The organism is Mesorhizobium sp. B2-7-2 (assembly GCF_006440775.1).
Taxonomy (GTDB): Bacteria; Pseudomonadota; Alphaproteobacteria; order Rhizobiales; family Rhizobiaceae; genus Mesorhizobium.
In genome coordinates this window covers 152,921-178,019 of record NZ_VFTZ01000013.1, presented here as the reverse complement: position 1 = coordinate 178,019, position 25,099 = coordinate 152,921, and the positions used below count along the sequence as shown (strand labels likewise).

At 64.4% G+C, this 25,099-nt stretch carries 20 protein-coding genes; 7 read left to right on the top strand and 13 right to left on the bottom strand.

Annotated features, from left to right (window positions below):
- Positions 1–99: 99 nt before the first annotated feature.
- A complete protein-coding gene (locus FJ425_RS19110) occupies positions 100–969 on the bottom strand; it encodes a helix-turn-helix domain-containing protein (protein WP_140636591.1) in 870 nt (289 codons plus the stop codon).
- Between the two features lie 106 nt (positions 970–1,075).
- Between FJ425_RS19110 and FJ425_RS19105 the strand changes: the two genes are divergently transcribed.
- The 5 genes from FJ425_RS19105 to FJ425_RS19085 all read left to right on the top strand — a co-directional run bounded on the left by FJ425_RS19105 (position 1,076) and on the right by FJ425_RS19085 (position 7,463).
- Positions 1,076–2,344 carry an ABC transporter substrate-binding protein gene (locus FJ425_RS19105; RefSeq protein ID WP_140725378.1) on the top strand — a complete coding sequence of 423 codons (1,269 nt, stop codon included), beginning with the start codon at positions 1,076–1,078 and terminating at the stop codon, positions 2,342–2,344.
- 181 nt (positions 2,345–2,525) lie between these two features.
- Positions 2,526–3,386, top strand: a complete 861-nt coding sequence (locus tag FJ425_RS19100; RefSeq protein WP_140546521.1) for a sugar ABC transporter permease — start codon at positions 2,526–2,528, stop codon at positions 3,384–3,386.
- A complete protein-coding gene (locus FJ425_RS19095; protein ID WP_140546522.1) occupies positions 3,383–4,219 on the top strand; it encodes a carbohydrate ABC transporter permease in 837 nt (278 codons plus the stop codon). The genes FJ425_RS19100 and FJ425_RS19095 overlap by 4 nt, the downstream gene beginning before the upstream one ends.
- 66 nt (positions 4,220–4,285) lie before the next feature.
- Positions 4,286–5,371, top strand: a complete 1,086-nt coding sequence (gene ugpC, locus FJ425_RS19090; protein ID WP_140546523.1) for a sn-glycerol-3-phosphate ABC transporter ATP-binding protein UgpC — start codon at positions 4,286–4,288, stop codon at positions 5,369–5,371.
- Between the two features lie 58 nt (positions 5,372–5,429).
- Entirely contained in the window at positions 5,430–7,463 is a 2,034-nt protein-coding gene (locus FJ425_RS19085; protein WP_140725375.1) for an aldo/keto reductase, read from the top strand.
- Positions 7,464–7,678: 215 nt separating this feature from the next.
- Here the strand turns inward: FJ425_RS19085 and FJ425_RS19075 are convergent, their stop codons facing one another.
- Positions 7,679–8,107: an Lrp/AsnC family transcriptional regulator gene (locus tag FJ425_RS19075; protein ID WP_140636583.1), complete on the bottom strand. Its 429-nt coding sequence runs from the start codon at positions 8,105–8,107 to the stop codon at positions 7,679–7,681.
- A gap of 128 nt (positions 8,108–8,235) precedes the next feature.
- On the opposite strand from FJ425_RS19075, the gene FJ425_RS19070 reads away from it, so the two are divergent.
- The gene (locus tag FJ425_RS19070; protein WP_140725372.1) at positions 8,236–9,339 is read left to right on the top strand and encodes a saccharopine dehydrogenase family protein; all 1,104 of its coding nucleotides are present in this window, start codon (positions 8,236–8,238) and stop codon (positions 9,337–9,339) included.
- A 167-nt stretch (positions 9,340–9,506) separates the two neighbouring features.
- Here FJ425_RS19070 and lpdA read toward each other — a convergent pair whose 3' ends face one another.
- From lpdA to FJ425_RS19050, 4 genes are all read right to left on the bottom strand, one after another.
- The gene (gene lpdA / locus FJ425_RS19065) at positions 9,507–10,904 is read right to left on the bottom strand and encodes a dihydrolipoyl dehydrogenase (RefSeq protein WP_140725369.1); all 1,398 of its coding nucleotides are present in this window, start codon (positions 10,902–10,904) and stop codon (positions 9,507–9,509) included.
- A gap of 339 nt (positions 10,905–11,243) precedes the next feature.
- A complete protein-coding gene (locus FJ425_RS19060) occupies positions 11,244–12,620 on the bottom strand; it encodes a dihydrolipoamide acetyltransferase family protein (protein WP_140725366.1) in 1,377 nt (458 codons plus the stop codon).
- Positions 12,621–12,637: 17 nt separating this feature from the next.
- Complete coding sequence (locus FJ425_RS19055; RefSeq protein ID WP_140636575.1) at positions 12,638–13,651, bottom strand: alpha-ketoacid dehydrogenase subunit beta; 1,014 nt, start codon at positions 13,649–13,651, stop codon at positions 12,638–12,640.
- Positions 13,652–13,653: 2 nt separating this feature from the next.
- On the bottom strand, positions 13,654–14,886 hold the full coding sequence (locus FJ425_RS19050; protein WP_140725363.1) for a 3-methyl-2-oxobutanoate dehydrogenase (2-methylpropanoyl-transferring) subunit alpha: 1,233 nt from the start codon (positions 14,884–14,886) through the stop codon (positions 13,654–13,656).
- Between the two features lie 450 nt (positions 14,887–15,336).
- Between FJ425_RS19050 and holA the strand changes: the two genes are divergently transcribed.
- Positions 15,337–16,380, top strand: a complete 1,044-nt coding sequence (gene holA / locus FJ425_RS19040; protein WP_140725358.1) for a DNA polymerase III subunit delta — start codon at positions 15,337–15,339, stop codon at positions 16,378–16,380.
- Between the two features lie 530 nt (positions 16,381–16,910).
- On the opposite strand, the gene FJ425_RS19035 is transcribed toward holA, so the two are convergent.
- The 7 genes from FJ425_RS19035 to mnmE all read right to left on the bottom strand — a co-directional run bounded on the left by FJ425_RS19035 (position 16,911) and on the right by mnmE (position 25,063).
- Positions 16,911–17,696: a DUF2182 domain-containing protein gene (locus FJ425_RS19035; RefSeq protein ID WP_140637170.1), complete on the bottom strand. Its 786-nt coding sequence runs from the start codon at positions 17,694–17,696 to the stop codon at positions 16,911–16,913.
- Positions 17,697–17,727: 31 nt separating this feature from the next.
- Positions 17,728–18,354 carry a DUF1326 domain-containing protein gene (locus tag FJ425_RS19030; protein ID WP_140637172.1) on the bottom strand — a complete coding sequence of 209 codons (627 nt, stop codon included), beginning with the start codon at positions 18,352–18,354 and terminating at the stop codon, positions 17,728–17,730.
- A gap of 491 nt (positions 18,355–18,845) precedes the next feature.
- The gene (locus FJ425_RS19025) at positions 18,846–19,739 is read right to left on the bottom strand and encodes a ParB/RepB/Spo0J family partition protein (protein ID WP_140725356.1); all 894 of its coding nucleotides are present in this window, start codon (positions 19,737–19,739) and stop codon (positions 18,846–18,848) included.
- Positions 19,740–19,802: 63 nt separating this feature from the next.
- Positions 19,803–20,600: a ParA family protein gene (locus FJ425_RS19020; RefSeq protein WP_095769880.1), complete on the bottom strand. Its 798-nt coding sequence runs from the start codon at positions 20,598–20,600 to the stop codon at positions 19,803–19,805.
- 17 nt (positions 20,601–20,617) lie between these two features.
- Positions 20,618–21,274: a 16S rRNA (guanine(527)-N(7))-methyltransferase RsmG gene (rsmG, locus tag FJ425_RS19015; RefSeq protein ID WP_140725353.1), complete on the bottom strand. Its 657-nt coding sequence runs from the start codon at positions 21,272–21,274 to the stop codon at positions 20,618–20,620.
- Positions 21,271–23,145, bottom strand: coding sequence for a tRNA uridine-5-carboxymethylaminomethyl(34) synthesis enzyme MnmG (gene mnmG, locus FJ425_RS19010; protein ID WP_140725350.1), 1,875 nt, complete (start codon positions 23,143–23,145; stop codon positions 21,271–21,273). The genes rsmG and mnmG overlap by 4 nt, the downstream gene beginning before the upstream one ends.
- Positions 23,146–23,755: 610 nt before the next feature.
- Complete coding sequence (mnmE, locus tag FJ425_RS19005) at positions 23,756–25,063, bottom strand: tRNA uridine-5-carboxymethylaminomethyl(34) synthesis GTPase MnmE (protein WP_140725348.1); 1,308 nt, start codon at positions 25,061–25,063, stop codon at positions 23,756–23,758.
- Between the last annotated feature and the right edge of the window lie 36 nt (positions 25,064–25,099).

Sequence of the window (25,099 nt, the reverse complement as noted above, 5' to 3'; positions counted from 1 at the left end):
ATACATGACCGCTCCAGACTTACGCCGCTGCCGCCATTTTGCCTCTTGCCCAAAAGGGGCCGTCCATACATGACGAACGTTGGGCCACCGTCGGCCATTTTACCGCGCTCCGCCCGCCCGGCGGAAATCGGAAGGCGACATGCCGGCGAGCTTGCGGAACGATTTGTTGAAGGCGCTGAGCGAGCCGAAGCCCGAGTCCATGGCGACCCTCAGCACATTGGCGTCCTCATGCATCAGCAGCGCCTGGGCGTAGCTCAACCGCAGCAGATTGACATATTCGTTGAGCGTCATGCCTGTCGATTTCTTGAACAGGCTCATGGCGTATTTCGGATGGATGTCGGCGGCAGCCGCGATGGTCACGCAGTCGACGTCGTAGAGGAAATTCTCGGCGATGAAATCGCACATGCGCCCGACATTGCGCGAGGACTGCTGGTCGAAGGCATTGCCGGCGCCTTGCCCGACCACCCTTTCCGGCACCAGCCGGTAAGGCTCGAAGCGCACCCGCTCGAGCCTCAAGAGCAGCTCGTTGACGGCGTGCTCGGCCCTCGCCGGATCGCCGGCGCGCGCATATTCGTTCCAGCGCCTGAAATTGTCGTTGTCCGACTGGTCGGTGGCGTTGGTCACCAATGTCGCGCCGGTCATTAGCCGATGGCGGATGTCGGCCGGCAGATGCAGGCGGAAGAAATGCACCAGCGGCAGATGCGCGCCGGCATAGACGGCGTCGTCGGAGAGATCGTCCATCTGGTGCGGCAGGCCGCCCCAGAACAGGCACATCTCGCCGGCCGAAAGCGAGATCTCGTGCTCGGCCATGCGGTAATGCACTGAGCCCTGCACGATGAAATTCACCTCGACCTGGGCGTGCCAGTGCGGCTTCAGCATCACCAACGGGTGGTTGTGGAACATCTGCAAAACAAGCGGCAGTCCTTCGACGCTGCTCGCCCCAGGCTGGTAGAATGGACGCCCCGGCATCTTACTTTCCGCCAACTTCTTATTCCCTCTGACGGCGACAAGCCTTCCGCGCCGCATAGTCTAGCCACGCTCACAGTGAGAGAGCAAATGAAATGGGAGGATTTCAATGCGCACTACACTGACCTGCGCCGCGCTTATGCTTGCCCTGGGTTCCGGCCCGGCGCTGGCGCAGTCCGGCGAGATCACTATCTGGAGCTGGAACATCGCCGCCTCGTCATTGAAGGCGACGGTCGAGGGCTTCAACAAGAAATACCCCGACATCAAGGTCACGGTTCAGGACCTCGGCAACCAGCCCACTTATGACAAATCGATCGCCGGCTGCGCCGCCGGCGGCGTCGGCCTGCCCGATATCGTCTCGATCGAGAACGGCGAGGCGGAGAATTACTGGAGCCAGTTCCCGGACTGCTTCGTCGACCTGCACACGCTGGGTTACACGGCAGAAGACCAGAAGAAATTCCCCGATTTCAAGCGCACCGAGCTCGAGGTCGGCGACAAGGCCTATGCCATGCCCTGGGATTCCGGCCCGGTGGCCGTCTTCTACCGCCGCGACTTCTACGAGAAGGCAGGCGTCGACCCGGCCTCGATCAAGACATGGGACGATTTCATCACCGCCGGCAAGAAGATCCAGGACGCCAATCCGGGCGTGACGATGACCAATGCCGATTTCAACGGCGACACCGAATTCTTCCGCATGATCTCCAACGAGCAGGGCTGCGCCTATTTCGCCGAGGATGGCCAGTCGATCACCGTGGCCGAGCCGAAATGCGTCGACGCCATGACCAAGGTCAAGGAGATGAAGGACGCCGGCATCGTGTCGTCGGCGGACTGGTCGACCAAGATCACCAACAACACCGCCGGCACCGTTGCCAGCCAGGTCTATGGCGGCTGGTATGAAGGCACGATCCGCACCGAATCGCCGAAGGAGAGCGGCAAATGGGGCGTCTACCTGATGCCGAGCCTGACCGCCGACGGCTCGCGCGCCGCCAATCTCGGCGGCTCGTCACTGGCCATCACCTCGGCCTCGAAGAACAAAGAAGCGGCTTACGCCTATCTGAAATACACGCTTGAGACCAATGACGGCCAGATCACCATGCTGAAGGATTTCGGCCTGGTGCCGTCGCTGATCTCGGCGCTCGACGATCCTTACGTGTCGCAGCCGCAGCCCTATTGGGGCGGCCAGGCGGTGTGGAAGGACATTCTGGCGACGCTGCCCAAGGTGGTGCCGAGCCGCGGAACGCAGTTCCAGAGCGACGCCGAGATCATCGTCCGCGCCGTGCAGACCAAATATCTGGCCAACGGCTATCCCGACGCCAAGGCCGCGCTCGACGACGCTGCCAAGCAGATCGCCGCCGCGACGGGTTTGCCGGTGAAGTAGAGCGCCACTTTGCCTTCTCCCCTTGTGGGAGAAGGTGGATTGGCGCGCAGCGCCAAGACGGATGAGGGGTGTTCCAGCGGAGTGAGACGTTGGCGTTCCCTGGAACACCCCTCATCCGGCCGCTTCGCGGCCACCTTCTCCCACAGGGGGAGAAGGGAAAGACAGAGAAAGGAGGAAGCCGATGCGCACCCAGAACGCCACCGCGTACCGCTTCCTCACGCCCTATCTTCTGATCTTCGCCATCTTCTGGATCTGGCCGATCATCTCTTCCTTCATCATCTCCTTCCAAGCGACGCGCACCGTGCCTTGGCGCTTCGCGCCGGCCTTCAACTGGGGCCGCCTGATCGGCGACCCCGCCTTCTACAATGCGCTGAAGAACACGCTGCTGATCCTGGTCATCCAGGTGCCGGTAATGATTGCGCTGGCGATCGTCATGGCGGTGCTTCTGAACTCGCCGCTGTTGAAGGCCCGCGGCCTCTACCGCTTTGCCTTTTTCGCCCCGGTCGTGGTTGGCGAGGTCGCCTATTCCGCCGTCTTCCGGTTGATGTTCAGCCTCGATTTCGGCATCGTCAACAAGCTCTTGAACAGCGTCGGCATCTCAAAGATCGACTGGTTCTCCAACGTCACGCCGGCCATGGCGCTGATCATGATCGCGGTGACCTGGCGCTGGGCCGGCTACAACGCCATCATCATCCTGGCCGGCCTGCAGTCGATCCCGGAAGACGTCTACGAGGCGGCGACGCTCGACCGCGTCAGCCGGGTGAAGCAGTTCTTTCACATCACCTTGCCGCTGCTGAAGCCGGTGATCGTCTTTTGCGCAGTGCTGTCGATCATCGGCACCATGCAGCTCTTCACCGAGCCGTTCCTGATCACCGAACGCGGCGGACCGGGCGGCGGCACCGAGACGCTCGGCCTGCTGCTCTACCGCCAGGGCTTCCGCTCGCTCAATTTCGGCTACGCCTCGGCCGTCGCCTACACCATGGCGGGGCTGGCCATCGCCATCACCCTGGTGCAGCTCTGGCTGATGAGGGAGCCGAAATGACCTCGCGCTCGCAAGCAAGGCTCGGGCGCGTCATTGCGCTGCATCTTTTCCTGACGCCGCTGGCGCTGGTCTGGCTGTTCCCGCTGTGGATGATGGTGGTGTTCTCCACCATGCCCGACAACGGCATCTTCAGCCCCGGCATCGAGCTCCTGCCGCATGACAATTTCCTCGACAATGTGGCCAACCTGCAGCGCGACACCAATTTCATCGGCGCCATCGGCATCTCGGTCTCGGTGGCGGTGACCTATACGGTCCTTTCGGTGCTGCTCACCTCGATGGCCGGCTGGGCGCTGGCGCGCTACGAATTCCACGGCAAGGGCGCGGTGGTGGCCATCATCTTCGGCACCATCACGCTGCCCTACGCGGTGGTGCTCATCCCGCAATTCATCATGGTGGCACGCGACTTCGCCTTGGCCAACACCTGGATCGCGCTGATCGTGCCGCCGCTGTTCAACTCGCTGGGCGTGCTTTTCATGCGCCAGGCCTTCTCGATGATGCCGGCCGAATTGTTCGACGCGGCGCGCGTTGAAGGCGTCAAGGAATGGCGCATCTTCCTGTTCGTGGCGATGCCGCTGGCCCGCCCGATGCTGGCGGCGCTTGCGATCATCCTCTTCCTCGCCTCGTGGAACAACTATCTGTGGCCGCTGCTGATCAACAGCCAGCCGGGCGCCATGACGGCGCCGGTGGCGCTCGGCACGCTGATCGGCCTGACCAAGGTTTCGTGGGGCGGCATCATGGCCGGCGCCGTGATGCTGACGGTGCCGATGCTGATCGTCTTCGTGCTCTTGCAGCGCCATTTCATCGCCGGCATCGCCGCCGGCGCGGTCAAATAGGAAAGCGCGAAATGCCTCGCAGACTGGGACACAGAATGATCCAACCTAGCCACATCTTGCTCTGACATGGCGGCCGTCACCCTCACCAATGTCGTCAAACGCTTCGGCATCTTCGAAGTCGTCCACGGCGCCAACATCGACATCGCCGATGGCGAATTCGTCGTCTTCGTCGGGCCCTCCGGCTGCGGCAAGTCCACGCTGCTGAGGATGATCGCCGGGCTGGAGGACATCAGCGGCGGCGACATCGCCATCGGCGGCAAGGTGATGAACGATGTCGAGCCGGCCGACCGCGGCATCGCCATGGTGTTCCAGTCCTACGCGCTCTACCCGCATATGACGGTCGAGCAGAACCTCTCCTTCGGCCTCAGGATGAACGGCAATCCGAAGGCCGACACTGAGCGCCGGGTCAGGAAAGCCGCCGAGATCCTGCGCATCGACGAATTGATGCAGCGGCGGCCGAAGCAGCTCTCCGGCGGCCAGCGCCAGCGCGTCGCCATAGGCCGCGCCATCGTGCGCGAGCCGCAGGTCTTCCTGTTCGACGAGCCGCTGTCGAACCTCGACGCCGAGCTCAGGGTGCAGATGCGGGTCGAGATCTCGCGCCTGCATAAGGAGCTCGGCGTCACCATGATCTATGTGACGCATGACCAGACCGAGGCGATGACGCTGGCCGACCGCATCGTTGTGCTCAAAGCCGGCAATGTCGAGCAGATCGGCGCGCCGCTCGATCTCTATGACGACCCGGCCAACCGTTTCGTCGCCGGCTTCATCGGCTCGCCGAAGATGAACTTCCTCAGCGCCAAGGTCGTCGACACCTCCAACAGCGCAGCCATCATCGAGCTCGCCCATCATGGCGGCGCCAGATTGCGCAAGCCGCTTTGTGAGACTTTTCCCGCCATCGGCGCCGAGGTCGTGCTCGGTGTCAGGCCGGAGCATTTCTTCGAGGCGGGCGAGGGCGATTGCGACATCCCGGTCAAGGCCGATGTCGCCGAGCATCTGGGCTCCGTCAGCTATGTCTACGCCAATGCCGGACCCGAGGAGCTTATCGTCGAGCGCGAGGCCTCGCGCCAGCGCGCCAGCGGCGACCATTTCAAAGTCTCGATCAAGGCGGAACGGGCGCTGCTCTTCGACAAGGCGGGTGCCAGGATCCGCTGACCCGCAGATTTTCATTGCCGGCACGCCAGGCGTGGCGGCGACCCATGGAGAATTCGACATGACACCCTCACCCAAGAAAATCCGCTGGGGCATCCTCGGACCCGGCAGCATTGCAAAATCTTTTGCGGGCGGCGTGGCGGGGTCGCGCAACGGCGAGCTGGTGGCGCTCGGCGCCCGCAATCCCGCCAAGCCGGGCTTGGCCGAGACCTTTCCGGGCGCGCGCATCCTCGACGGCTATGAGGCGCTGCTCGCCGACACGCAAGTCGACGCCGTCTACATTTCGATCCCGCATCCCGGCCATGCCGAATGGGCGATCAAGGCCGCCGAAGCCGGCAAGCATGTCTTATGCGAGAAGCCGCTGGCGCTGACCGCCTTCGAGGCCGACGCCATGATGCATGCGGCGCGCAAGGCCGGCACCTTTCTCGGCGAGGCCCTCATGTACCGGCTGCATCCGCAGACGCTGCAATTGGTCGAGCTGATCAAGTCGGGCGCCATCGGCGAGGTGCGCATGATCAAGTCGAGTTTCGGCTTCGCCATGCCGGGCTTCATGCCGCAACACCGGCTCTACGCCAACGACATGGCCGGCGGCGGCATCCTCGATGTCGGCGGCTATCCGGTGTCGATGGCGCGGCTGATCGCCGGTGCGGCCGCGGGGCAGCCTTTCCTCGAGCCGGACAAGGTCGTGGGCGCCGCCCATCTCGGCCAATCGGGCGTCGACGAGTGGGCCTCGGCCCTGCTCACCTTCGCCAACGGCATCGTCGCCGAGATCTCCTGCAGCATCTCGCTCAACCAGGACAATGTGCTGCGCATCTTCGGCACCAAGGGTCAGATCGAGGTGCCCGATTTCTGGTTCGCCGGTGGCAACCGCGACGTCGGACCGGGCCGGATCGAGGTGATCCGGTCCGGGGCGGCTCGCGAGGTGATCGGCCTCGGCGAGACCCGCCATGTCTATTCCTTCGAGGTCGATGCCGCCGGCGAGGCGATCCTGGCCGGACGGCAGGAGTTCGCCTGGCCGGGCATGGGCTGGGCCGACAGCCTCGGCACGTTGCGCGTTCTCGACAAATGGCGTGCCGCGGTCGGCCTCGAATATGACATCGAAAAGCCGGCTAACCGCGTCAACACCCTCTCCGGCCGCCCGCTGCGGACCGATGGCAAGGCAATCGGCAAGCGCGCCATTCCCGGCCTGCCGCGCGCGGTGTCGCTTCTGGCGCTCGGCTTCGAGGATTTCCGCACCTTCTCCTCCGGCTCGATCCTGCTCGACGCCTATTTCGAGGCCGGCGGCAATCTGTTCGACACCGGCTATGTCTATGGCGCCGGCTACACCGAGACGCTGCTTGGCCAATGGCTGAAGAATCGCGGCGTGCGCGAGCAGTCGGTGATCATCGCCAAGGGCGCGCATTCGCCTCTTTGCTATCCCGATGTGATTGCGAAGCAGCTGGCGCAGTCGCTCGACCGGCTGCAGACCGACCATGTCGACATCTATTTCATGCATCGCGACAATCCGGACGTGCCGGTCGGCGAGTTCGTCGATGCGATGGACGCCGAGGCCAAGGCCGGCCGCATCCGCGGCCTGTTCGGCGGCTCCAACTGGACGATGGAGCGCATGGACGCAGCGATTGCCTATGCCGAAAAGAACGGCAAGCAGAAGCCCGGCGCGCTCTCCAACAATTTCTCGCTGGCTGAGATGCTGGAGCCGATCTGGCCCGGCTGCGTCACCTCTTCTACGGATGACTGGAAGGCCTGGCTGACGGCGAGGCAGATGCCGAACTTCGCTTGGTCGAGCCAAGGCCGCGGCTTCTTCACCGACCGCGCCGGCCGCGACCGCACCGACAATGAGGAGTTGGTGCGGGTCTGGTATTCGGAAAAGAATTTCGGCCGCCGCGACCGCGCCATCGAACTGGCACGCAAACTCGGCAAGAGCCCGATTCATGTCGCGCTCGCCTATGTCCTGGCGCAACCCTTCCCCTCGGTCCCGCTGATCGGCCCGCGCACGCTGGACGAGCTGGAGGACAGCCTTAGGGCGCTGGATATCAAGCTGACGCCGGAGGATGTGGCGTGGCTTGACGAGGGACCGGAGAGACGCAGGGCTTGATCGGAGAGGAAAAACAAACGCCTCATTCCTTCGCCCCCCTCTCTGCCCTGCCGGGCATCTCCCCCTCAAAGGGGGAGATTGGCAGCTTCGGCGCCTTGCTCATTAATGCAAAGTTGGCGATTAGCGAAATCCCGCGTGACATCTAATCTCCCCCCTTGAGGGGGAGATGTCCGGCAGGACAGAGGGGGGCGCCTCGCGCCCGCATCTCAACAGTTTCACCGATCCACCCGCGTCGACAGAATAATCGACGACGACGTCCGTTCCACGCCCTCCATCGCCCCGATCCGGTCGAGCAGCGCGTCGAGGTCGCGGATCGATGGCGCGTCGACGATGACGATCATGTCGAAATTGCCGCTCACCGAATGCACTGTCCGGACCGGCGGCATCGCCGCGAGGCTGCGCACCACCTTGTCGGCGAGCTTCGGCGTGACGGTCAGCAGCACATGCGCCTTGACCAGACCCTGCTCGTAGTCGGGCGACAGCCTGACCCCATAGCCCGCGATGATGCCGCGCTGCTCCAGCCGCTCGATGCGGCTCTGCACCGTCGTGCGCGACACGCCGAGCTGTCTGGCCAGCTCGGCGGTCGAGGCGCGGGCATTGGCGCGCAACAAGGTAAGCAGGGCTTGTTCGGCTTCACTGATCATTTCGACGAACCCTTTCGGCATATCGCTCAAACTTCAGCTTCATATTGCCAGATTCCACGCTTCCTTTCGACAGGCGAGCTGCGAAGATTCCCGCCAAATCGAAATCAGCATTGGCAGGGGATATGATCATGAAGAACATCGTTGTCGTCGGCGCCGGCAAGATCGGCTCGACCATAGCTGAAATGCTGAACGCCACGGGCGACTACCGCGTCACGCTGGTCGACCGCTCGGCCGCCCAGCTTGCCGCCGCCGAACTGCCGGCTGGCGTTGCGACGCAGGAGCTCGACATCACTGCCTCGGGTGAGCTCGAAAAAGTGCTCGCCGGCAAATTCGCCGTGCTCAGCGCCGCGCCCTTCCACCTCACCACGCGCATTGCCGAGGCCGCCGCCGCCGCCGGCGTGCACTATCTCGACCTCACCGAGGATGTCGTCTCGACCCGCCGTGTGAAGGAGCTGGCGCGTGACGCCAAAAGCGCCTTCATCCCGCAATGCGGCCTGGCGCCGGGCTTCATCTCGATCGTCGCCAACGATCTCGCCAGCCGCTTCGACACGCTGGAAAGCGTGCGCATGCGCGTCGGCGCGCTGCCGCAATATCCGTCGAATGCGCTGAACTACAACCTCACCTGGAGCACCGACGGCGTCATCAACGAATATTGCGAGCCCTGCGAGGCGATCGTCGAGGGCGAGCTGATCGAGGTGCCGCCGCTGGAGGAGCGCGAGGAGTTCTCGCTCGACGGCGTCACCTATGAGGCCTTCAACACCTCCGGCGGCCTGGGCACTTTGGCCGAGACGCTGAAGGGCAAGGTGCGCACGCTGAACTACCGCACCATCCGCTATCCCGGCCACGCCGCGATCATGAAGGCGCTGCTCAACGATCTGGGGCTCCGCCACCGCCGTGACGTGCTCAAGGACATTTTCGAGAGCGCCCTGCCGGCGACGCTGCAGGACGTGGTCATCGTCTTCGTCACTGTCTCGGGTCTCCGCAACGGCCGCCTGCTGCAGGAAACCTACGCCAACAAGATCTATTCGCAGCGCGTCGGCAACATCGTGCGCAGCGCCATCCAGATCACCACCGCCTCCGGCATCTGCGCCGTGCTCGACATGCTGGCCGACGGCAGCCTGCCGGCGAAGGGCTTTGTCCGCCAGGAAGACATCGCCCTCGACGCCTTCCTAGCCAACCGCTTCGGCCGCGCCTACGCCCAGCACGAGATGGTAAGCCGGCTGGCGAGCTGAGAGGTGCGGCTCCCCCTTCCCCCTTTGTGGGGGAAGGTGTCGCCGAAGGCGACGGATGAGGGGTGCTCCAGGGAAAGCCAGCGTCTCACTTCGCTGGAACACCCCTCATCCGTCTCGGCGCTGCGCGCCGATCCACCTTCTCCCACAGGGGGAGAAGGAAGAAGCGCTCAAACATGCAGCGCGTGGCCCAGCGCCTTCAGCGCCGCTTCCTGGAAGCCTTCGCCCTGCGTCGGATGCGTATGGATGGTGCCGGCGATGTCTTCTAGCCGCGCGCCCATCTCCAGCGCCAGGCCAAACGCCGCCGACAGTTCCGACACGCTCTGCCCGACCGCCTGGATGCCCAGCACCAGATGATTGTCGGCACGCGCCACGACCCGCACAAAACCGTCCTCGCCCTGCTTGGTCATGGCGCGGCCGTTGGCGGCGAAGGGGAACTGGCCGATCTTGACCTCGCCGGCGAGCGCCTTTGCCTCTTCGGGCGACAGCCCGGCTGCGACCAGCTCCGGATCGGTGAAGCAGATCGCCGGAATGACGCGCTTGTCCCAGCTTCGTTTGTGGCCGGCGACGATCTCGGCCACCATCTCGCCCTGCGCCATGGCACGGTGCGCCAGCATCGGCTCGCCGGTGACGTCGCCTATGGCAAAAATGCCGCGCATCGAGGTGCGGCACTGGTCGTCGATGCGGATGAATTTTCCCGCCCTGTCGAGGTCGATCTGCTCCAGCCCCCAGTCCTCGGTGAGCGGCTTGCGGCCGACCGTGACCAAGATCCTGTCGGCGGCGATCTTGGCGTTCTTGCCGTCGGCCGTCTCGACCAGCAGCGCGTCGCCCTTGGCCGACAGGCCTTTGGCCTTCGCGCCTGTCATCACCTCGACGCCGAGTTCGCCCAGCCGCTTCAGCACCGGCCGCGTCAGCTCGGCGTCATATTGCGCGAGCACACGCGGCAGAGCCTCCACCACGGTGACCTTCGCGCCTATCTTAGCGAAGGCCATGCCTAGCTCGAGCCCGATATAGCCGCCGCCGACGACCGCGAGCTTCTTCGGCACCTCGCCGAGATCCAGCGCCTCGGTGGACGAGATGACCGGCCCGCCGAAAGGCATAAACGGCAATTCTACCGGCGCCGAGCCGGTTGCGATGACGACCGTCTCGGCGCGGATGACCTGCGTGCCGGTCTCGGTCTCGACCTCGACGGTCTTGCCGTCCCGGAAGGTTGCCCAACCATGCACGGTCTTTACCCTGGCCTTCTTCAGCAGGCCGGCCACGCCGCTGTTGAGCCGGCTAACGATGCCGTCCTTCCAGCCGATAGTTTTCGCAAGATCGAGCATCGGCGCGGCGACTTTGATGCCCAGCGGATCCTTGCCGCCGGCCATATGCGCGACCTTCTCGAAGGCCTCCGCCGCGTGGATCAGCGCCTTGGACGGGATGCAGCCGACATTGAGGCAGGTGCCGCCCGGCTTGCCCGCTTCAACGATAACCGTGTCGACGCCAAGCTGGCCGGCACGGATGGCGCAGACATAACCGCCCGGCCCCGCGCCGATGACGAGCAGCTTGCAGGAGATTTCTTTCATGGGATCACGCTCTTCTTGATGGCGAAGGTCGCGGCGCGCCTTCTCTCCCCTTGTGGGGTGAGAAGCGGTCCGCGTAGCGGACGAAAAGCCAATTGCTTGGCTTTTCGAGCTTCGAACGCCCTGAGCCTGCGAAGGGCCGGGTGGTGGATCGGCGCGTCAGCGCCGAGACGGATGAGGGGTGTTCCAGCGGAGTGAGACGCTGATGTTTGAGCGGAGTGAAGCGTCGGCATTCACTGAAGCACCCCTCATCCGTCGCCTGCGGCGACACCTTCTCCCACAAGGGGAGAAGGGGGAGCCCGCATTTCGGCGCGGCGACGTTCGAGATCAACCCCATCCCCCTCAATCCACGAAAATCAGCGCCGGCGTCTCCAGCAGCGCCTTGATGCGCTGCACGAACACCGCGGCGTCCCAGCCGTCGATGACGCGGTGATCGAAGCTGGACGACAGGTTCATCATCTTGCGCGGGATGAACTGCGTGCCGTCCCACACCGGCCGCACCATCATCTTGTTGACGCCGACGATCGCCACTTCCGGATAGTTGATGACCGGCGTCGTCGCCACGCCACCCATGGCACCGAGCGAGGTGATGGTGATGGTCGAGCCGGAAAGCTCCTCGCGGCTCGCCGTGCCGGCCTTCGCCGCATCGGCCAGCCGGTTGACCTCCGCCGCGCAGTCCCACAGGTCGCGCGCCTCGGCATGTTTCACCACCGGCACCACCAGCCCGTTGGGCGTCTGCGCGGCGATGCCGATATGGATGCCTTCATGCCGGTGGATGGTGCCGGCATCGTCGTCGAACAAGGCGTTGAGGTTCGGCTGCTCGGCAATCGCCTTGACCATCGCCCGCATCAGGAAAGGCAGCAGCGTCAGCTTTGGACGATCGGCGCGCTTCTCCTTGTTGAGGGTGGCGCGCAACTCTTCCAATGCCGTGACGTCGATCTCCTCGACATAGGTGATATGCGGGATGCGCGATTTGGCGAGCGACATCTTTTCGGCGATCTTGCGCCTGAGACCAACGACCTTGATGTCCTCGACGCCGTCCTTCCGGGCAAGTCCGGTGGCGCGGGCGAGCTGCGGGCCGCGCGCGATGAACGCGTCGATGTCCTCATGGCTGATGTGCCCGGCCGGACCGCTGCCCGCAACCTGCCGAAGATCGATGCCGGCTTCCTTGGCGCGCAGGCGGACGGCCGGCGAGGCCAGCGGCTTCTCGCCCTCGGCGCGCGGCGCGCCCGAAAGGCTGGGTATGGCGCGATCCTTTTTAACGCCGTCATCCTCGGGCTTGTCCCGAGGATCTGGCGACCTCCCGGTATTGGTCCCGGCATGGGGGACGGCAGGTCCTCGGGACAAGCCCGAGGATGACGGCGCCAGATTGGTTGATGACGGCTCCAGGGCCGAGTGCGGGCGAGCCGCCGCATCGTCAGGCGTACCCTCCGCTGTAACGTCCGCAAGCGTCGAGTCTGCCTTCACATTGCCTTCGCCGGCCACCTTCAGCCGCACGATCGGCGAGCCGATCGCCACCGTGTCGCCGATCTCGGCGCCGAGCCACAGGATCTCGCCGTCAACCGGCGAGGGGATTTCGACGGTTGCCTTGTCGGTCATGACGGCGGCGAGAACCGTGTCCTCGCGCACGAGGTCGCCGACCTTGACGTGCCACTCGACAAGCTCGGCCTCGGCAACGCCTTCGCCGACATCGGGCAGCTTGATGACGTGCTCGCCCATCTCAGGCCTCCCCCACTCTAAGCTTCCAATGTTTCGACGAGCGCGCGCCCGACCCGCGCCGGGCCGGGGAAATAGTCCCATTCCTGCGCGTGCGGATAGGGCGTGTCCCAGCCGGCCACCCGCGCCACCGGCGCTTCCAGATGGTAGAAGCAGTTCTCCTGCACCAGCGCGGCCAGCTCGGCGCCGAAGCCGGAGGTGAGCGTCGCCTCGTGCACGACGACGCAGCGCCCGGTCTTCTTCACCGAGGCGACGATCGCCTCGAGGTCGAGCGGCAGCAGCGTCCTGAGATCGATCACCTCGGCGTCGATGCCGGTCTCCTCGGCCGCGGCCTGCGCGACATAGACCATCGTGCCATAGGCAAGCACGGTGACCGCCGATCCCGGCCTGCGGATCGCCGCCTTGCCGAGCGGGATCGTGTAATGGCCGTCGGCGACCTCGCCCAACTCATGCTTCGACCACGGCGTCACCGGCTTGTCGTGGTGGCCGTCGAACGGGCCGTTGTAGAGCCGCTTCGGCTCGAGGAAGATCACCGGGTCCGGGTCCTCGATCGCCGCGATCAGCAGACCCTTGGCGTCGTGCGGATTGGACGGCACGATCACCTTCAGGCCCGAGACATGCGTGAACAGCGCTTCCGGGCTCTGGCTGTGCGTCTGGCCGCCGAAGATGCCGCCGCCGGTCGGCATCCGCACCACGATCGGGCAGGTGAAGTCGCCGTTGGAGCGATAGCGCAGCCGCGCCGCTTCCGAGACGATCTGGTCGTAAGCCGGATAAACATAATCGGCGAATTGCACCTCGACGCAGGGCTTCAGCCCATAGGCGGCCATGCCGATGGCCGAGCCGACGATGCCGGATTCGCTGATCGGCGCGTCGAAGCAGCGGCTCTTGCCGTATTTGGCCTGCAGGCCCTGCGTGGCGCGGAAGACGCCGCCGAAGAAGCCGACATCCTCGCCATAGACGATGACTTGGCTGTCGCGCCCCATCGACACGTCCATGGCGTCACGGATCGCCTCGATCATCGTGCGTCTCGGCATGGTCAGACCCCCGCCTGCTGGCGCTGGCGCCTGAGATGCGGCGGCATCTCGGCATAGACGCCCTCGAACATGTCGCGTGTCGACGGCTTGCCGCCGGCATGCAGCGTGCCGTGGCTCTCGGCCTCCTTCTGCGCCGCGATCACCGTTTCGAGGATCTCGGCCTCCGCTTGGGTGTGGCGCTCCTCCGACCAGACTTGCTTGTGGATGAGGTGGTTCTTCAGCCGAATCACCGGATCGCCGAGCGGCCAGGCATCGGATTCTGCCTTCGGCCGGTAGGCAGACGGATCGTCCGAGCTCGAATGCGCGCCGGCGCGGTAGGTGACATATTCGACCAGCGTCGGCCCGAGATTCTTTCGCGCCCGCTCCGCCGCCCACTTCGCCACGGCATGCACGGCGAGATAGTCGTTGCCGTCGACGCGCAGCGACGGGATCCCGAAGCCGAGCCCACGCGCGGCGAACGTGCCGGAGCCGCCGCGCGCGATGCCCTGGAAGGTCGAGATCGCCCACTGGTTGTTGACGACGTTGAGAATGACCGGCGCCTTGTAGGTCGAGGCGAAGACCAGCGCGGAATGGAAGTCGGACTCCGCCGTCGAGCCGTCGCCGATCCATGCTGCCGCAATCTTGGAATCATTGGAGATCGCCGAGGCCATCGCCCAGCCGACCGCCTGGATATACTGCGTCGCCAGATTGCCGGAGATCGAGAAGAAGCCGTGCTCCTTCGACGAATACATGATCGGCAGCTGCCGGCCCTTCAGCGGGTCGGCCTCGTTGGAATAGATCTGGTTCATCATCGTGACCATCGGATAGCCGTCGGCAATCAAAAGACCGGCTTGCCGATAGGTCGGGAAATTCATGTCGCCGGGCGCCAGCGCCTTGCGGAAAGCGCAGCTCACCGCCTCTTCGCCCAGATGCTGCATGTAGAAGGAGGTCTTGCCCTGGCGCTGCGCCATCTGCATGCGCGCGTCGAAGGTCCTCAGCGTCATCATATGGCGCAGGCCTTCGAGCAGCTCCTCGTCCGAAAGCAGCCCGGTCCAAGGCCCGACCGCTTCACCGGCGCGGTTCAGCACCCGGATGATGGAGAAAGCCATGTCGCGGATGCTGCGCGGATCGACCTCGATCTCCGGACGCGGCACCGAGCCCGCCTTGGGAATGGTCACATTCGAGAAATCCGGCGTGCCGCCGGGCCGCACCTCGGGCTCGGGCACATGGAAGCGCAACAATCCAGCGTCGGCCATGAGCTCACATCCTCCAATGTTGCCGGTGCGATATTTGCACATCCGCGCGGCCAGACCAGTGCCAATTCGCCGGGCCTGGCCACGGCCTTCCTCCCGGGCCGTCAGCTCGGCTGAACAATGCGGCACGCAAGCGCCAAGATGCAGATATGGCGGCGAAATTTCTTGTCGATGTTTTTGGCTCGCACGCAATTTGGCGGAAGTTTGCGGGGCGATTGCCGCCAGAAAATGCGATTGGGAGGTGGACCCGGGCGCGGCCTTCCCCTTCTCCCCTTGTGGGAGAAGGTGGATCGGCGCGCAGCGCCGAGACGGATGAGGGGTGTTCCAGCAGAGTGAGACGTTGGCGTTCCCTGGAGCACCCCTCATCCGGCCGCTTCGCGGCCACCTTCTCCCACAGGGGGAGAAGGGGAAGACGCTGGTTCCGTCACCCCGCCCCGTGCTAACTCACCCCGCATGGCACAGAAGAAAGGATACGAGGTCGATTCGTGGCTGGCGAAGCCGGATCCGGCCATGGGAATCGTCCTGCTTTACGGCCCCGACCGGGGCCTTGTCGCCGAGCGGGCGAAAACCTTCGCCGCGAAAACCGGGCTGCCGCTCGACGACCCCTTCTCGGTCGTCAGGCTGGACGGCGCCGAAGTCGACCGCGACGAAGGCCGGCTGCTCGATGAGGCGCGCACGGTGCCGATGTTTTCCGACCGGCGGCTGCTTTGGGTGCGCAACGCCAGCGGCCAGAAGGCGCTGGCCGACGACATCAAGGCGCTGACCGCCGAGCCCGCGCGCGACGCGATCATCCTCATCGAAGCCGGCGACCTGAAGAAAGGCACCGGCCTGCGCGCCATCGTCGAGGCCGCCGGCAACGCCATTGCCTTGCCTTGCTATGCCGACGAGGCCCGCGATCTGGACTCAGTGATCGACGACGAATTGCGCAAGGCCGGCATGTCGATGACCTTGGACGCCAGGCAAGCGCTGCGCCGCAACCTCGGCGGCGACCGCCTCGCCTCGCGCGGCGAGATCGAGAAGCTGGTGCTCTACGCGCATGGCCACAAGGAGATCGGCATCGACGACGTCAATGCGCTGTCGGGCGACGTCTCCGGTGCTTCCTTCGATGCCGCGGTCGACGCCATGCTGGACGGCAAGGTCGGCGATTTCGACATCGCCTTCAACCGCCACTGCCAGTCCGGCGGCCATCCATTCCTGGTGCTGTCATCGGCGATGCGCCAGTTGCAGGCAATCCAGGCGATGCGCGGCCAGATGGAGACCGGCGGCCGCAACGCCGCCTCGGTCGTCGCCGGCGCCCGCCCCCCGGTCTTCTTCTCGCGCCGCAAGCTGGTGGAGAAGACGCTCGAGCGCTGGACTGTCGAGGCGCTCGCACGTGCGCTCGGCCGGCTGCAGACGGCGGTGCTGCAGACCCGCAAGCGCCCGGACCTGTCGGAAGCGCTGGCACGGCAGGCGCTGCTGGGCATCGCGATCGAGAGCGCGAGGCTGGGGCAAAGGTAAACGCCGGCGATTGGCGACGGCCGGGGCGACAGCTGACGTCCCTCCTTGTAGGGGACGGTCTTCCCTCCGGGAGCTGCAGCGCAGCTGCTGCGAAGGACGGGCAGGCCAGTGGGCGCTGTCCCGCCGATCCGACTTCGTCATTCTAGGGCGGAGCAAGGAGCGAAGCGACGCGCGCAGACCCTAGAATCCATGCCGTGACATTGGCCATAGGATGCAACAGTCCAGAATAGCCGCCGATAACTGCGCCAGCCAAGATCGCCAGATGACCGGCTCTGTCTACATAACCGCAAGCATTCGCCGATGCCATTCAGCGCGCGCGTCATTGAAGCGCTGGCCTCGCCGATGGAAGGTCGAGCTCATGGAGAAAGCCTACCCTTAATAGTTCGAGCTCTTTCGTGGAATTGGCTGGTGAACGCCTTGAACCGTGGTGGCTCTCGACCGTCACGGCACGGATTCTAGGGTCTGCGCGCGTCGCTTCGCTCCTTGCTCCGCCCTAGAATGACGAAGGATACGTTCTGCCCTGCCGCTGCTCAATTCATCACCATGTCCGCCGGCTGGAAGGTCGGCAGCGCCTGGGGAAAGACCAGCACCGCCGCGCCGTAGAGGAGCAGGGCGACGCCCGACACCTTGGCTATGCCCTTTCCCGCCGGGAGGGTCTTTTCCGCAAAGATCAGCAAGGTGACCACGGCCATTGCGGCGACATTCATGATCCCGAGCGGGAAAAGTGCCAGAAACAGGAGCCAGCAACAGCCCAGACAAAAGGCGCCGTGCTCGAGGCCCATGCGGACCGCCCCCCATTGACCGTCGCGCCAGGAGGTCAGGATAAAACCGATTGGCGTGCGGCATTTGGCCAGGCACAGATCCTTCAGTGGCGAGAGCTGGTAGGCGCCTGCAACGATCAGCAGGACGCCGCCGATGCGGGCGGCAGTCGCCGTGGACAATCCCGCATGATCGGCAAGCGTCTCGGCGCCTGCGGCACCGGCAAAGGCCAAAACGCCCACCGTGCCCCAAACCAGCATATAGCCTGCCACGAACACCCAGGTGGCAACAAAGGCTTCGCCGCGACCCCGTTTGCCGGCTTGGACCTGGTGGAAGGTCAGAATCATGGGCGCCGCCGTCGGAAACATCATGGCAATCATCATGATCATCCAGATGGCAAGAAACAGCGGCGCCCCCATGCCCATGGTGGGTGAGTACATCTTCATGCGCATGTCCGCGTCCATGCCGATCTGCTGCCGGATGAGCAAGACCCACGCCGCCGCGGCGACAGCGCCCAACAGGGCGAGAATGATGTTTCGCTGCAAAGTCAGCGTCATGGGCGAGGCCGTTGCGACCATGCGTGCGGGACTATTGCTGGCCGGACCAATTGATCGGAGCGTAGTGCGCGTTTCGGCGGGAATTGTCCCAACTCATGCCATGGTCGCTGAAAGTATTGCCTTCCACGCCCATCGCAAAACCGAGCCAGTCGGGATTGACGGGATGGCCGGTAGCCGCCCACATCTCACCGTCCTCGCGCATTGTCGGCAACGGTTCGACCGCCAACTGCATCACGCCGGCAATCTCCACCGACCGCTTCTTGCCGTCGGCCTGGTATTTGATCGGCACCTTCTTGGCTCCGAGATTGGTGCTGATCATCGGCGCGAAGGCGGCCATCGGCCCGCCCGCGGCGCCGGTGAAGATAGCGCCCAGCGCTTCGGTCTGCCTATCATCTGCATGGTCGTCGATGTAGGCGGCAGCCGTCCAATTGCCCTCCGCCATCGGGCCTGGCGTGTGAGCAACCATCGCGACATTGAGCCCGTCCAATCGAACGTCCCCGAAACTGCCCTTGTCGATATGAAAGACCAGAGCGACGTCGCAAACGCCTTTCGTCGGCTTCGATGTCAGCTGCGCCTTGGTCGACAGCAGGCAAGGACATACGACATCGCAGCTGCAATTCTCGAAATAACTTCCAGACAATCGCCAACTGACTGCCATTTACACCTCCCATTGTGTCAGGCGTGTCCGGCTTTGGCGAGGCGGTGCCGTTTCACGGATCGTGATAACGGCAGATAGCCCGCACCGCGACTGATCGGCACGCCGGGGCAGTAATTTAAGTTTAGGCTAATAGAGCGTACGCCGTTGTCCGGCACTGTCAAGCGGAGGGCTGCGGTGCCTCGGCGGTGGGCAAGCGCTGGCGAGACAGGTGATGGGCGGCCCGATGGAAACCGGCGGCCGTAACGTATCCTTCGTCATTCTAGGGCGAGCAAGGAGCGAAGCGACGCGCGCAGACCCCAGGATGACGATAGAGGGAACGGCGCTCCTTCACGGCCCGCTCTGCCCTTGCCGCCGCCTTCGCCATTTCAGCACCGCCAACAAAAAGGGCCGGCGCATCGCCAGCCCTTCGTTATCTATCACCGATATATCAGGCGTATCCAGCCTTGAGCTAAAACCTCAGCTACCGCCAAATACCATGGCGCCGCAGTCGCCTACCGCTCGTCCTTCAGCCGCCGGCAGAGCTCGTCGAGCTGTTCCAGCGAGCGATAATTGACCTTGAGCGTGCCGCCCTTGCCCTTGTGCTCGATGCTGACGATCATGCCGATCGTGTCGGTCATCAGCTTCTCGAGCGCCAGCGTGTCGGGGTCCTTGTCCGGAGTGCCGGCCGAGGTCTTGGTCTTGGCCGGCGTCGGGCCGGCGGGCATTTGCGCCAGCGCTTCGGCCTGACGCACCGAAAGCCCTTCCTTGACGATGCGCTTGGCGAGCCCGGCCGGGTCTTCCGCGGTGACCAGCGTTCGGGCATGACCGGCCGACAAATCGCCGTCGACCAGCATGTCGTGAATGACGTTGGGCAGCTTCAACAGCCTCAGCGTGTTGGCGACATGGCTGCGGCTCTTGCCGATCACCTGGCCGAGATCGGCCTGCGTGTAGCCATGCTCGTCGATGAGCTGCTGATAGCCTTGCGCCTCCTCGACCGGATTGAGGTCGGCGCGCTGGACGTTCTCGATGATCGCCAGTTCCAGCGCGGTGCGGTCGTTGACGTCGCGCACGATGATCGGGATCTCGGTCAGGCCGGCGCGCTGCGCCGCCCGCCAGCGCCGCTCGCCGGCGATGATCTCGTAGCGGCCGGGCTGCGACGGCGAGGGGCGCGCCACGACCGGCTGCACCACGCCGTGCTCGCGGATCGACTGGGCCAGATCGGTGAGCTCGGCATCGCCGAAATGCCGGCGCGGGTTCTTCGGGTTCGGGCTGACGAACTCGATCGGCACCTTGCCGTCGGCCGCCACTGCCGCGCCGGGCTTTTCGGGCGCCGCCGGACGGTCGATCTCGCCGATCAGCGCCGCGAGGCCACGGCCCAGTCTTTTTCTCGATTGGTCTTCGCTCATGAGTTTGTCCAGATCGTTTCGGAATCGAATCGGCTAGTTAACCAAGCCGTGCGATGATGTAGCTCAGGCGGCGCGCAGCTTCCGCTCGCGGCGGATCACCTCGGAGGCGAGCTGCAGATAAGCCTGGCTGCCTGAGCACTTCAGGTCGTAGAGGATCGCCGGCTTGCCGTAGGACGGCGCCTCCGACACGCGGACGTTGCGTGGGATGATCGTCTCATAGACCTTGTCGCCCATATGGGTGCGCACATCCTGCACCACCTGGTTGGCGAGGTTGTTGCGCCCGTCATACATGGTCAGCACGATGCCCTGGATGGTGAGGTCCGGATTGATGGTGTTGCGCACCTGCTCGACCGTCTCCAGCAACTGGCTGAGACCCTCCAGCGCGAAGAACTCGCATTGCAGTGGCACGAGAACGGAATCGGCCGCCGCCATTGAATTCAAAGTCAAAAGGTTGAGTGAGGGCGGGCAGTCGATCAGCACGTAGCCGAACGGGGCCGAACGCTCGGATGCGGCGCGCAGCGCATTGCGCAACTTGAGCACACGGTCGGGCGCCGAGGCGATTTCCATCTCGATGCCGAGAAGGTCGAGCGTCGAGGGTATGATGGAGAGGCCAGGCACGGCCGTCGGCACTGCCGCCTGCTCCAGCTCGAGCTCGCCGGTCAGCACGTCATAGGACGACACCGTGCGATCCTTGCGATCGATGCCGAGCCCGGTGCTGGCATTCCCCTGCGGGTCGAGGTCGACGATTAGGACGCGCTCGCCGATCGCGGCCAGCGCCGTGGCCAGGTTGATGGCCGTCGTCGTCTTGCCGACCCCGCCTTTCTGGTTGGCGACAGTGATGATACGCGGTCCGGTTTTCATGGATTTATGCCAGTAATTCATTGCTGTTTCGCTGGGCGCAAGTCGGCGATGTCGAGGATGACGCCTTCGGCGTCGGTCATGCTCGAATGTTCTACCAGATCGAAGCCCCAGCGGTGAGTGCTTTCTTCCACCTCGGCGCGGTAATCCCGGCCTTTGTGAAAGAGCGCGCGTGCGCCCTTGGTCAGCCAGGGCGCCGAGAGGTCGAGCAGGTCCGGAAGCGCCGCCAGCGCCCTGGCCGTGACGATTTCCGGTGTGGAAACAAGCGCATAGCTGTCGTCGATGCGCCTTGCGACGACACGCGCCGGCAAACTGAACTGGCCTATGACGGATTGCAGGAACGACGCCTTCTTGCGGTTGCTTTCGACCAGGGCGATCGATGCGCCGGGGCGCTCCGCCAACAGGAAAGCCAGCACCAGGCCGGGAAAACCGCCGCCCGAGCCGAGATCGACCCAGCGCGTCGCGGTGGGTGCGATTCGCGCAAGCTGGGCGCTGTCCAGGATATGACGGCGCCAGACATCGTCCAGCGTCGACGGCGCCGCCAGATTGATGCTGCGGTTCCATTTCAGGAACAGCTGTTCGAAAGCCTGCAGCCGCTCGAATGTTTCACGTGAAACCGAACCCGCTGCTTTTTGCAGGTCCGCCCAAACATTGGCGTCAAGGCCATCCGCGCTCACGCCACGTCCCTTCGCGCCGCGAACTCGGCGTTGCGGACATGCGCGACAATGATGGCAAGCGCGGCGGGCGTCATGCCTTCCATGCGCTGCGCATCGGCGATCGAACGCGGCTGGCGCGCCTTCATCTTCTGCTTCAGCTCGTTTGAAAGTCCCGGAACGTCCGTGAAATCAAGCGCCTCGGGGATGAGCCGCGATTCCTCATGCCTGATTTGCGCGGCGTCGGCCTGCTGGCGATCGAGGTAAACAGAATATTTCGCCTCCGTTTCGAGCCGCTCGGCCGTCTTGGTGTCCAGTTCGGCAAGGCGCGGCTCGACCCTTGTCAGCCAGGCCATGTCGACGCCCGGATGCGCCAAAAGCGCATAGGCCGAGCGGCGCACGCCGTCCTTGTTGATCTCCAGCCCGTGCCGCGCCGCTTCATTCGGCGTAAGCGTCACGGACTTTGCCAGCGCGCGGGCCTTGTCGAGCTTCTGCGCCATCGCGCCAAAACGCTGCAGCCGTTCCGACGACGCGATGCAGAGCTTTTCCGCCAGCGGCGTCAGCCGCTCGTCGGCGTTGTCGGCACGCAGCGACAACCGGAACTCCGCGCGCGAGGTGAACATGCGATAGGGCTCGGCAATACCCCGGCTGGTCAGGTCATCGACCATCACGCCGATATAGGCCTCGGTGCGGCTGAGCACGAACGGCTCTTCGCCAGATGCCTTGCGCGCCGCGTTGATGCCGGCAAGCAACCCTTGCGCGCCGGCCTCTTCATAACCGGTCGTGCCGTTGATCTGCCCGGCCAAGAACAGGCCGGCGACCCGCTTCGTCTCCAGCGTCGTCTTCAGCTCGCGCGGATCGACATGATCGTATTCGATGGCGTAGCCGGGCTGCAGCATCGTCGCCTTCTCCAGCCCCGGAATCGTTTTCAGCATGTCGAGCTGCACGTCTTCCGGCAGCGAGGTCGAGATGCCGTTCGGATAGACGGTGTCGTCGTCGAGGCCCTCCGGCTCGAGGAAGATCTGATGGCCCTCGCGGTCGCCGAACTTGACGATCTTGTCCTCGATCGAGGGACAGTAGCGCGGCCCGATGCCTTCGATCGAGCCGGAATACATCGCCGAACGACCGAGATTGGCGCGGATCAGCTCATGCGTTGCCAGCATGGTGCGTGTGATGCCGCAATGGATCTGCGGGTTTGCGATTTTGTCCGTCATCAGCGAGAACGGCACCGGATCCTCGTCGGCCGCTTGGGCGTCCAGCGACGCCCAGTCGATGGTGCGGCCGTCGAGGCGAGGGGGCGTGCCGGTCTTCAAGCGCCCGAGCTTGAAACCCGCACGCGCCATGGTCACTGACAAGCCCATGCTTGCCTGCTCGTTCATGCGGCCGGCGACGATCTTCTTTTCGCCGATATGGATCAAACCGCGCAGGAACGTGCCGGTGGTCAGCACAACCGCGCCGCAGGCCAGGCGCCGGTCGCCTGATATCTGTACGGCCGCCACTCGTCCTTCCACGATTTCAAAGTCGAGAACCTCGCCTTCGATCACGTCGAGATCGTTCTGTTGCAGAATCGCTTCCTGCATGGCCAAGCGATAAAGCTTGCGGTCGGCCTGGGTGCGCGGACCGCGCACGGCCGGCCCCTTGCGGCGGTTTAGCAGGCGAAACTGGATCCCGGCGGCGTCGGCGATGCGGCCCATCAGCCCGTCCATGGCGTCGATCTCGCGCACGAGATGCCCCTTGCCGAGACCGCCGATCGCAGGATTGCACGACATGACGCCGATCGTCTGAAAACGCAGCGTCACCAGCGCGGTCCTGGCGCCGGCGCGCGCGGCAGCACTCGCCGCCTCGCAACCGGCATGGCCGCCGCCCACCACCACCACATCATAGTGATTGGTCATTTTCCAAGAATCCGCTTTCAGAGATTGGGTTGACAGATGTCCTCGACGGCGGCTGGTGTCAAGGAGAGGTGGACTCGTTTCACGTGAAACAATGAACGGCGAGCTTTGCCATCCCCAGCGGACAAACTGAGAAGCCGGCGGGACAGCGCCCCCCTCTGTCCTCCCGGACATCTCCCCCACGAGGGGGGAGATTGGCAGCTCCGCCGAGGAACCATTTCCCTGCACCGTTGGCGATTTGGCGACGACCGCGGTGACATCTGATCTCCCCCCTTGTGCAGGGCAATCGCATATGAGGTTCATCGGCGAAGGCCAACACAAGACCGTCATCCTCGGGCTTGTCCCGAGGATCTGCCGTCGCACGCGGATATAGCGCGACCCCGGTAGATCCTCGGGACAAGCCCGAGGATGACGCCAAGACATGCAAGGTTGTCCGAACTCCCAAAGCCATATGCGACTGCCCTGCCCTTGTGGGGGAGATGCCTGGCAGGGCAGATGGGGCGCGAAGGAACGCGGCGATCTCGGCTGACACAGTTCCAGCCCCCTTTGCAGCGCCGGCGGTGTTTCACGTGAATCATTGCAGGGTAGCGCCCCAGCCCGTGTTTCACGTGAATCATTTACCGATGCAGAACTGCGAAAAGATGACGTCGAGCAGATCCTCGACATCGACCGCGCCGATGATCCGGCCGAGCCGGTCCGCCGCCAGTCGTAGATCCTCGGCCCGCAATTCCTGGCTATCTCCGGCCAGCGCCGCTCGCAGAAAGCCCGTCGTCTCCTTGAGCAATTCGACGTGGCGCAACCTCGACGGGAGAACCTCGCTCGCGTCGCCGGTTGCCTTGGTGGCGCGTTCTCCGATCTCGTCGAGAAGCGCGCCGAGGCCGGTGCCGTCCCTGGACGAAATCACGAGGTCATAGTGGCCAGCGCCGGCTTTCGCGATATCCGACTTGGTCCCGATCCGCAGCAGCGGAGCGCCGCTCGCGACCTCGCCGACGGGAACCGGATCGACCATATCCTCCAGCAACAGGATCAGGTCCGTCTCGCCGGCCTTGGCCATAGCACGATCGATGCCGATCGATTCGACTTTGCCCGCGGCCTCGCGCAACCCGGCCGTATCGACAATGCGCACTTTCAGTCCGTTAAGGTCCATCACGACTTCGAGCAGATCGCGCGTCGTGCCCGGTTCGTCGGTGACGATCGCTGCTTCGCGCCTGGCCAGCGCGTTGAACAGGCTCGACTTGCCGGCATTCGGCGCACCCAGGATTACGACCTCAAAACCGTCGCGAATGATCTCGGCCGCCTTGAACCCTTCGACATGCCGTTCGATCTCGCCGATCATCGTAGCGACGTCGGACCAGACCGCCTCCGAAACGGAGCCCGGCACATCCTCTTCTTCGGCGAAGTCGATCTCCGCTTCGATCATGGCTCGCGCATGGATCAGCCGGCGGCGCCAGCTCGAATAAAGCTCGCTCTGCGCGCCGTCCGCATTGCGCAAGGCGAAGCGGCGCTGCGCTTCCGTCTCTGAATTGACCAGATCGGCGAGCGCCTCGGTCTCGACCAGGTCGAGCTTGCCGTTGAGAAAGGCGCGCCGAGTAAACTCGCCCGGTTCCGCATGCCGCACCCCATCGAACTGCGTGATCGTCTCCAGCATCTTGGCCGTAACGGCTCGGCTGCCATGGACCTGGAATTCGGCGACGTCTTCGCCGGTGAAGCTGCCGGGACCCGGAAAGAAAAGGACAAGCCCGTGGTCGATCGTCGAGCCGTCTGCTGCCTTGAGCTTCCGTAACGTGGTAAACCGACCCTTAACAGGTCCCGCAATCGTTTCGACCACGAATCGAGTCTTGGGGCCAGAAATACGTATGACGGCAAGACCGGCCGGCAAGCGGCCGCTCGACAGCGCAACGATCGAATCCTTTGAAGCCATTGGGGAAACCATTTGCCGGACCTGCCGAACCGCCTA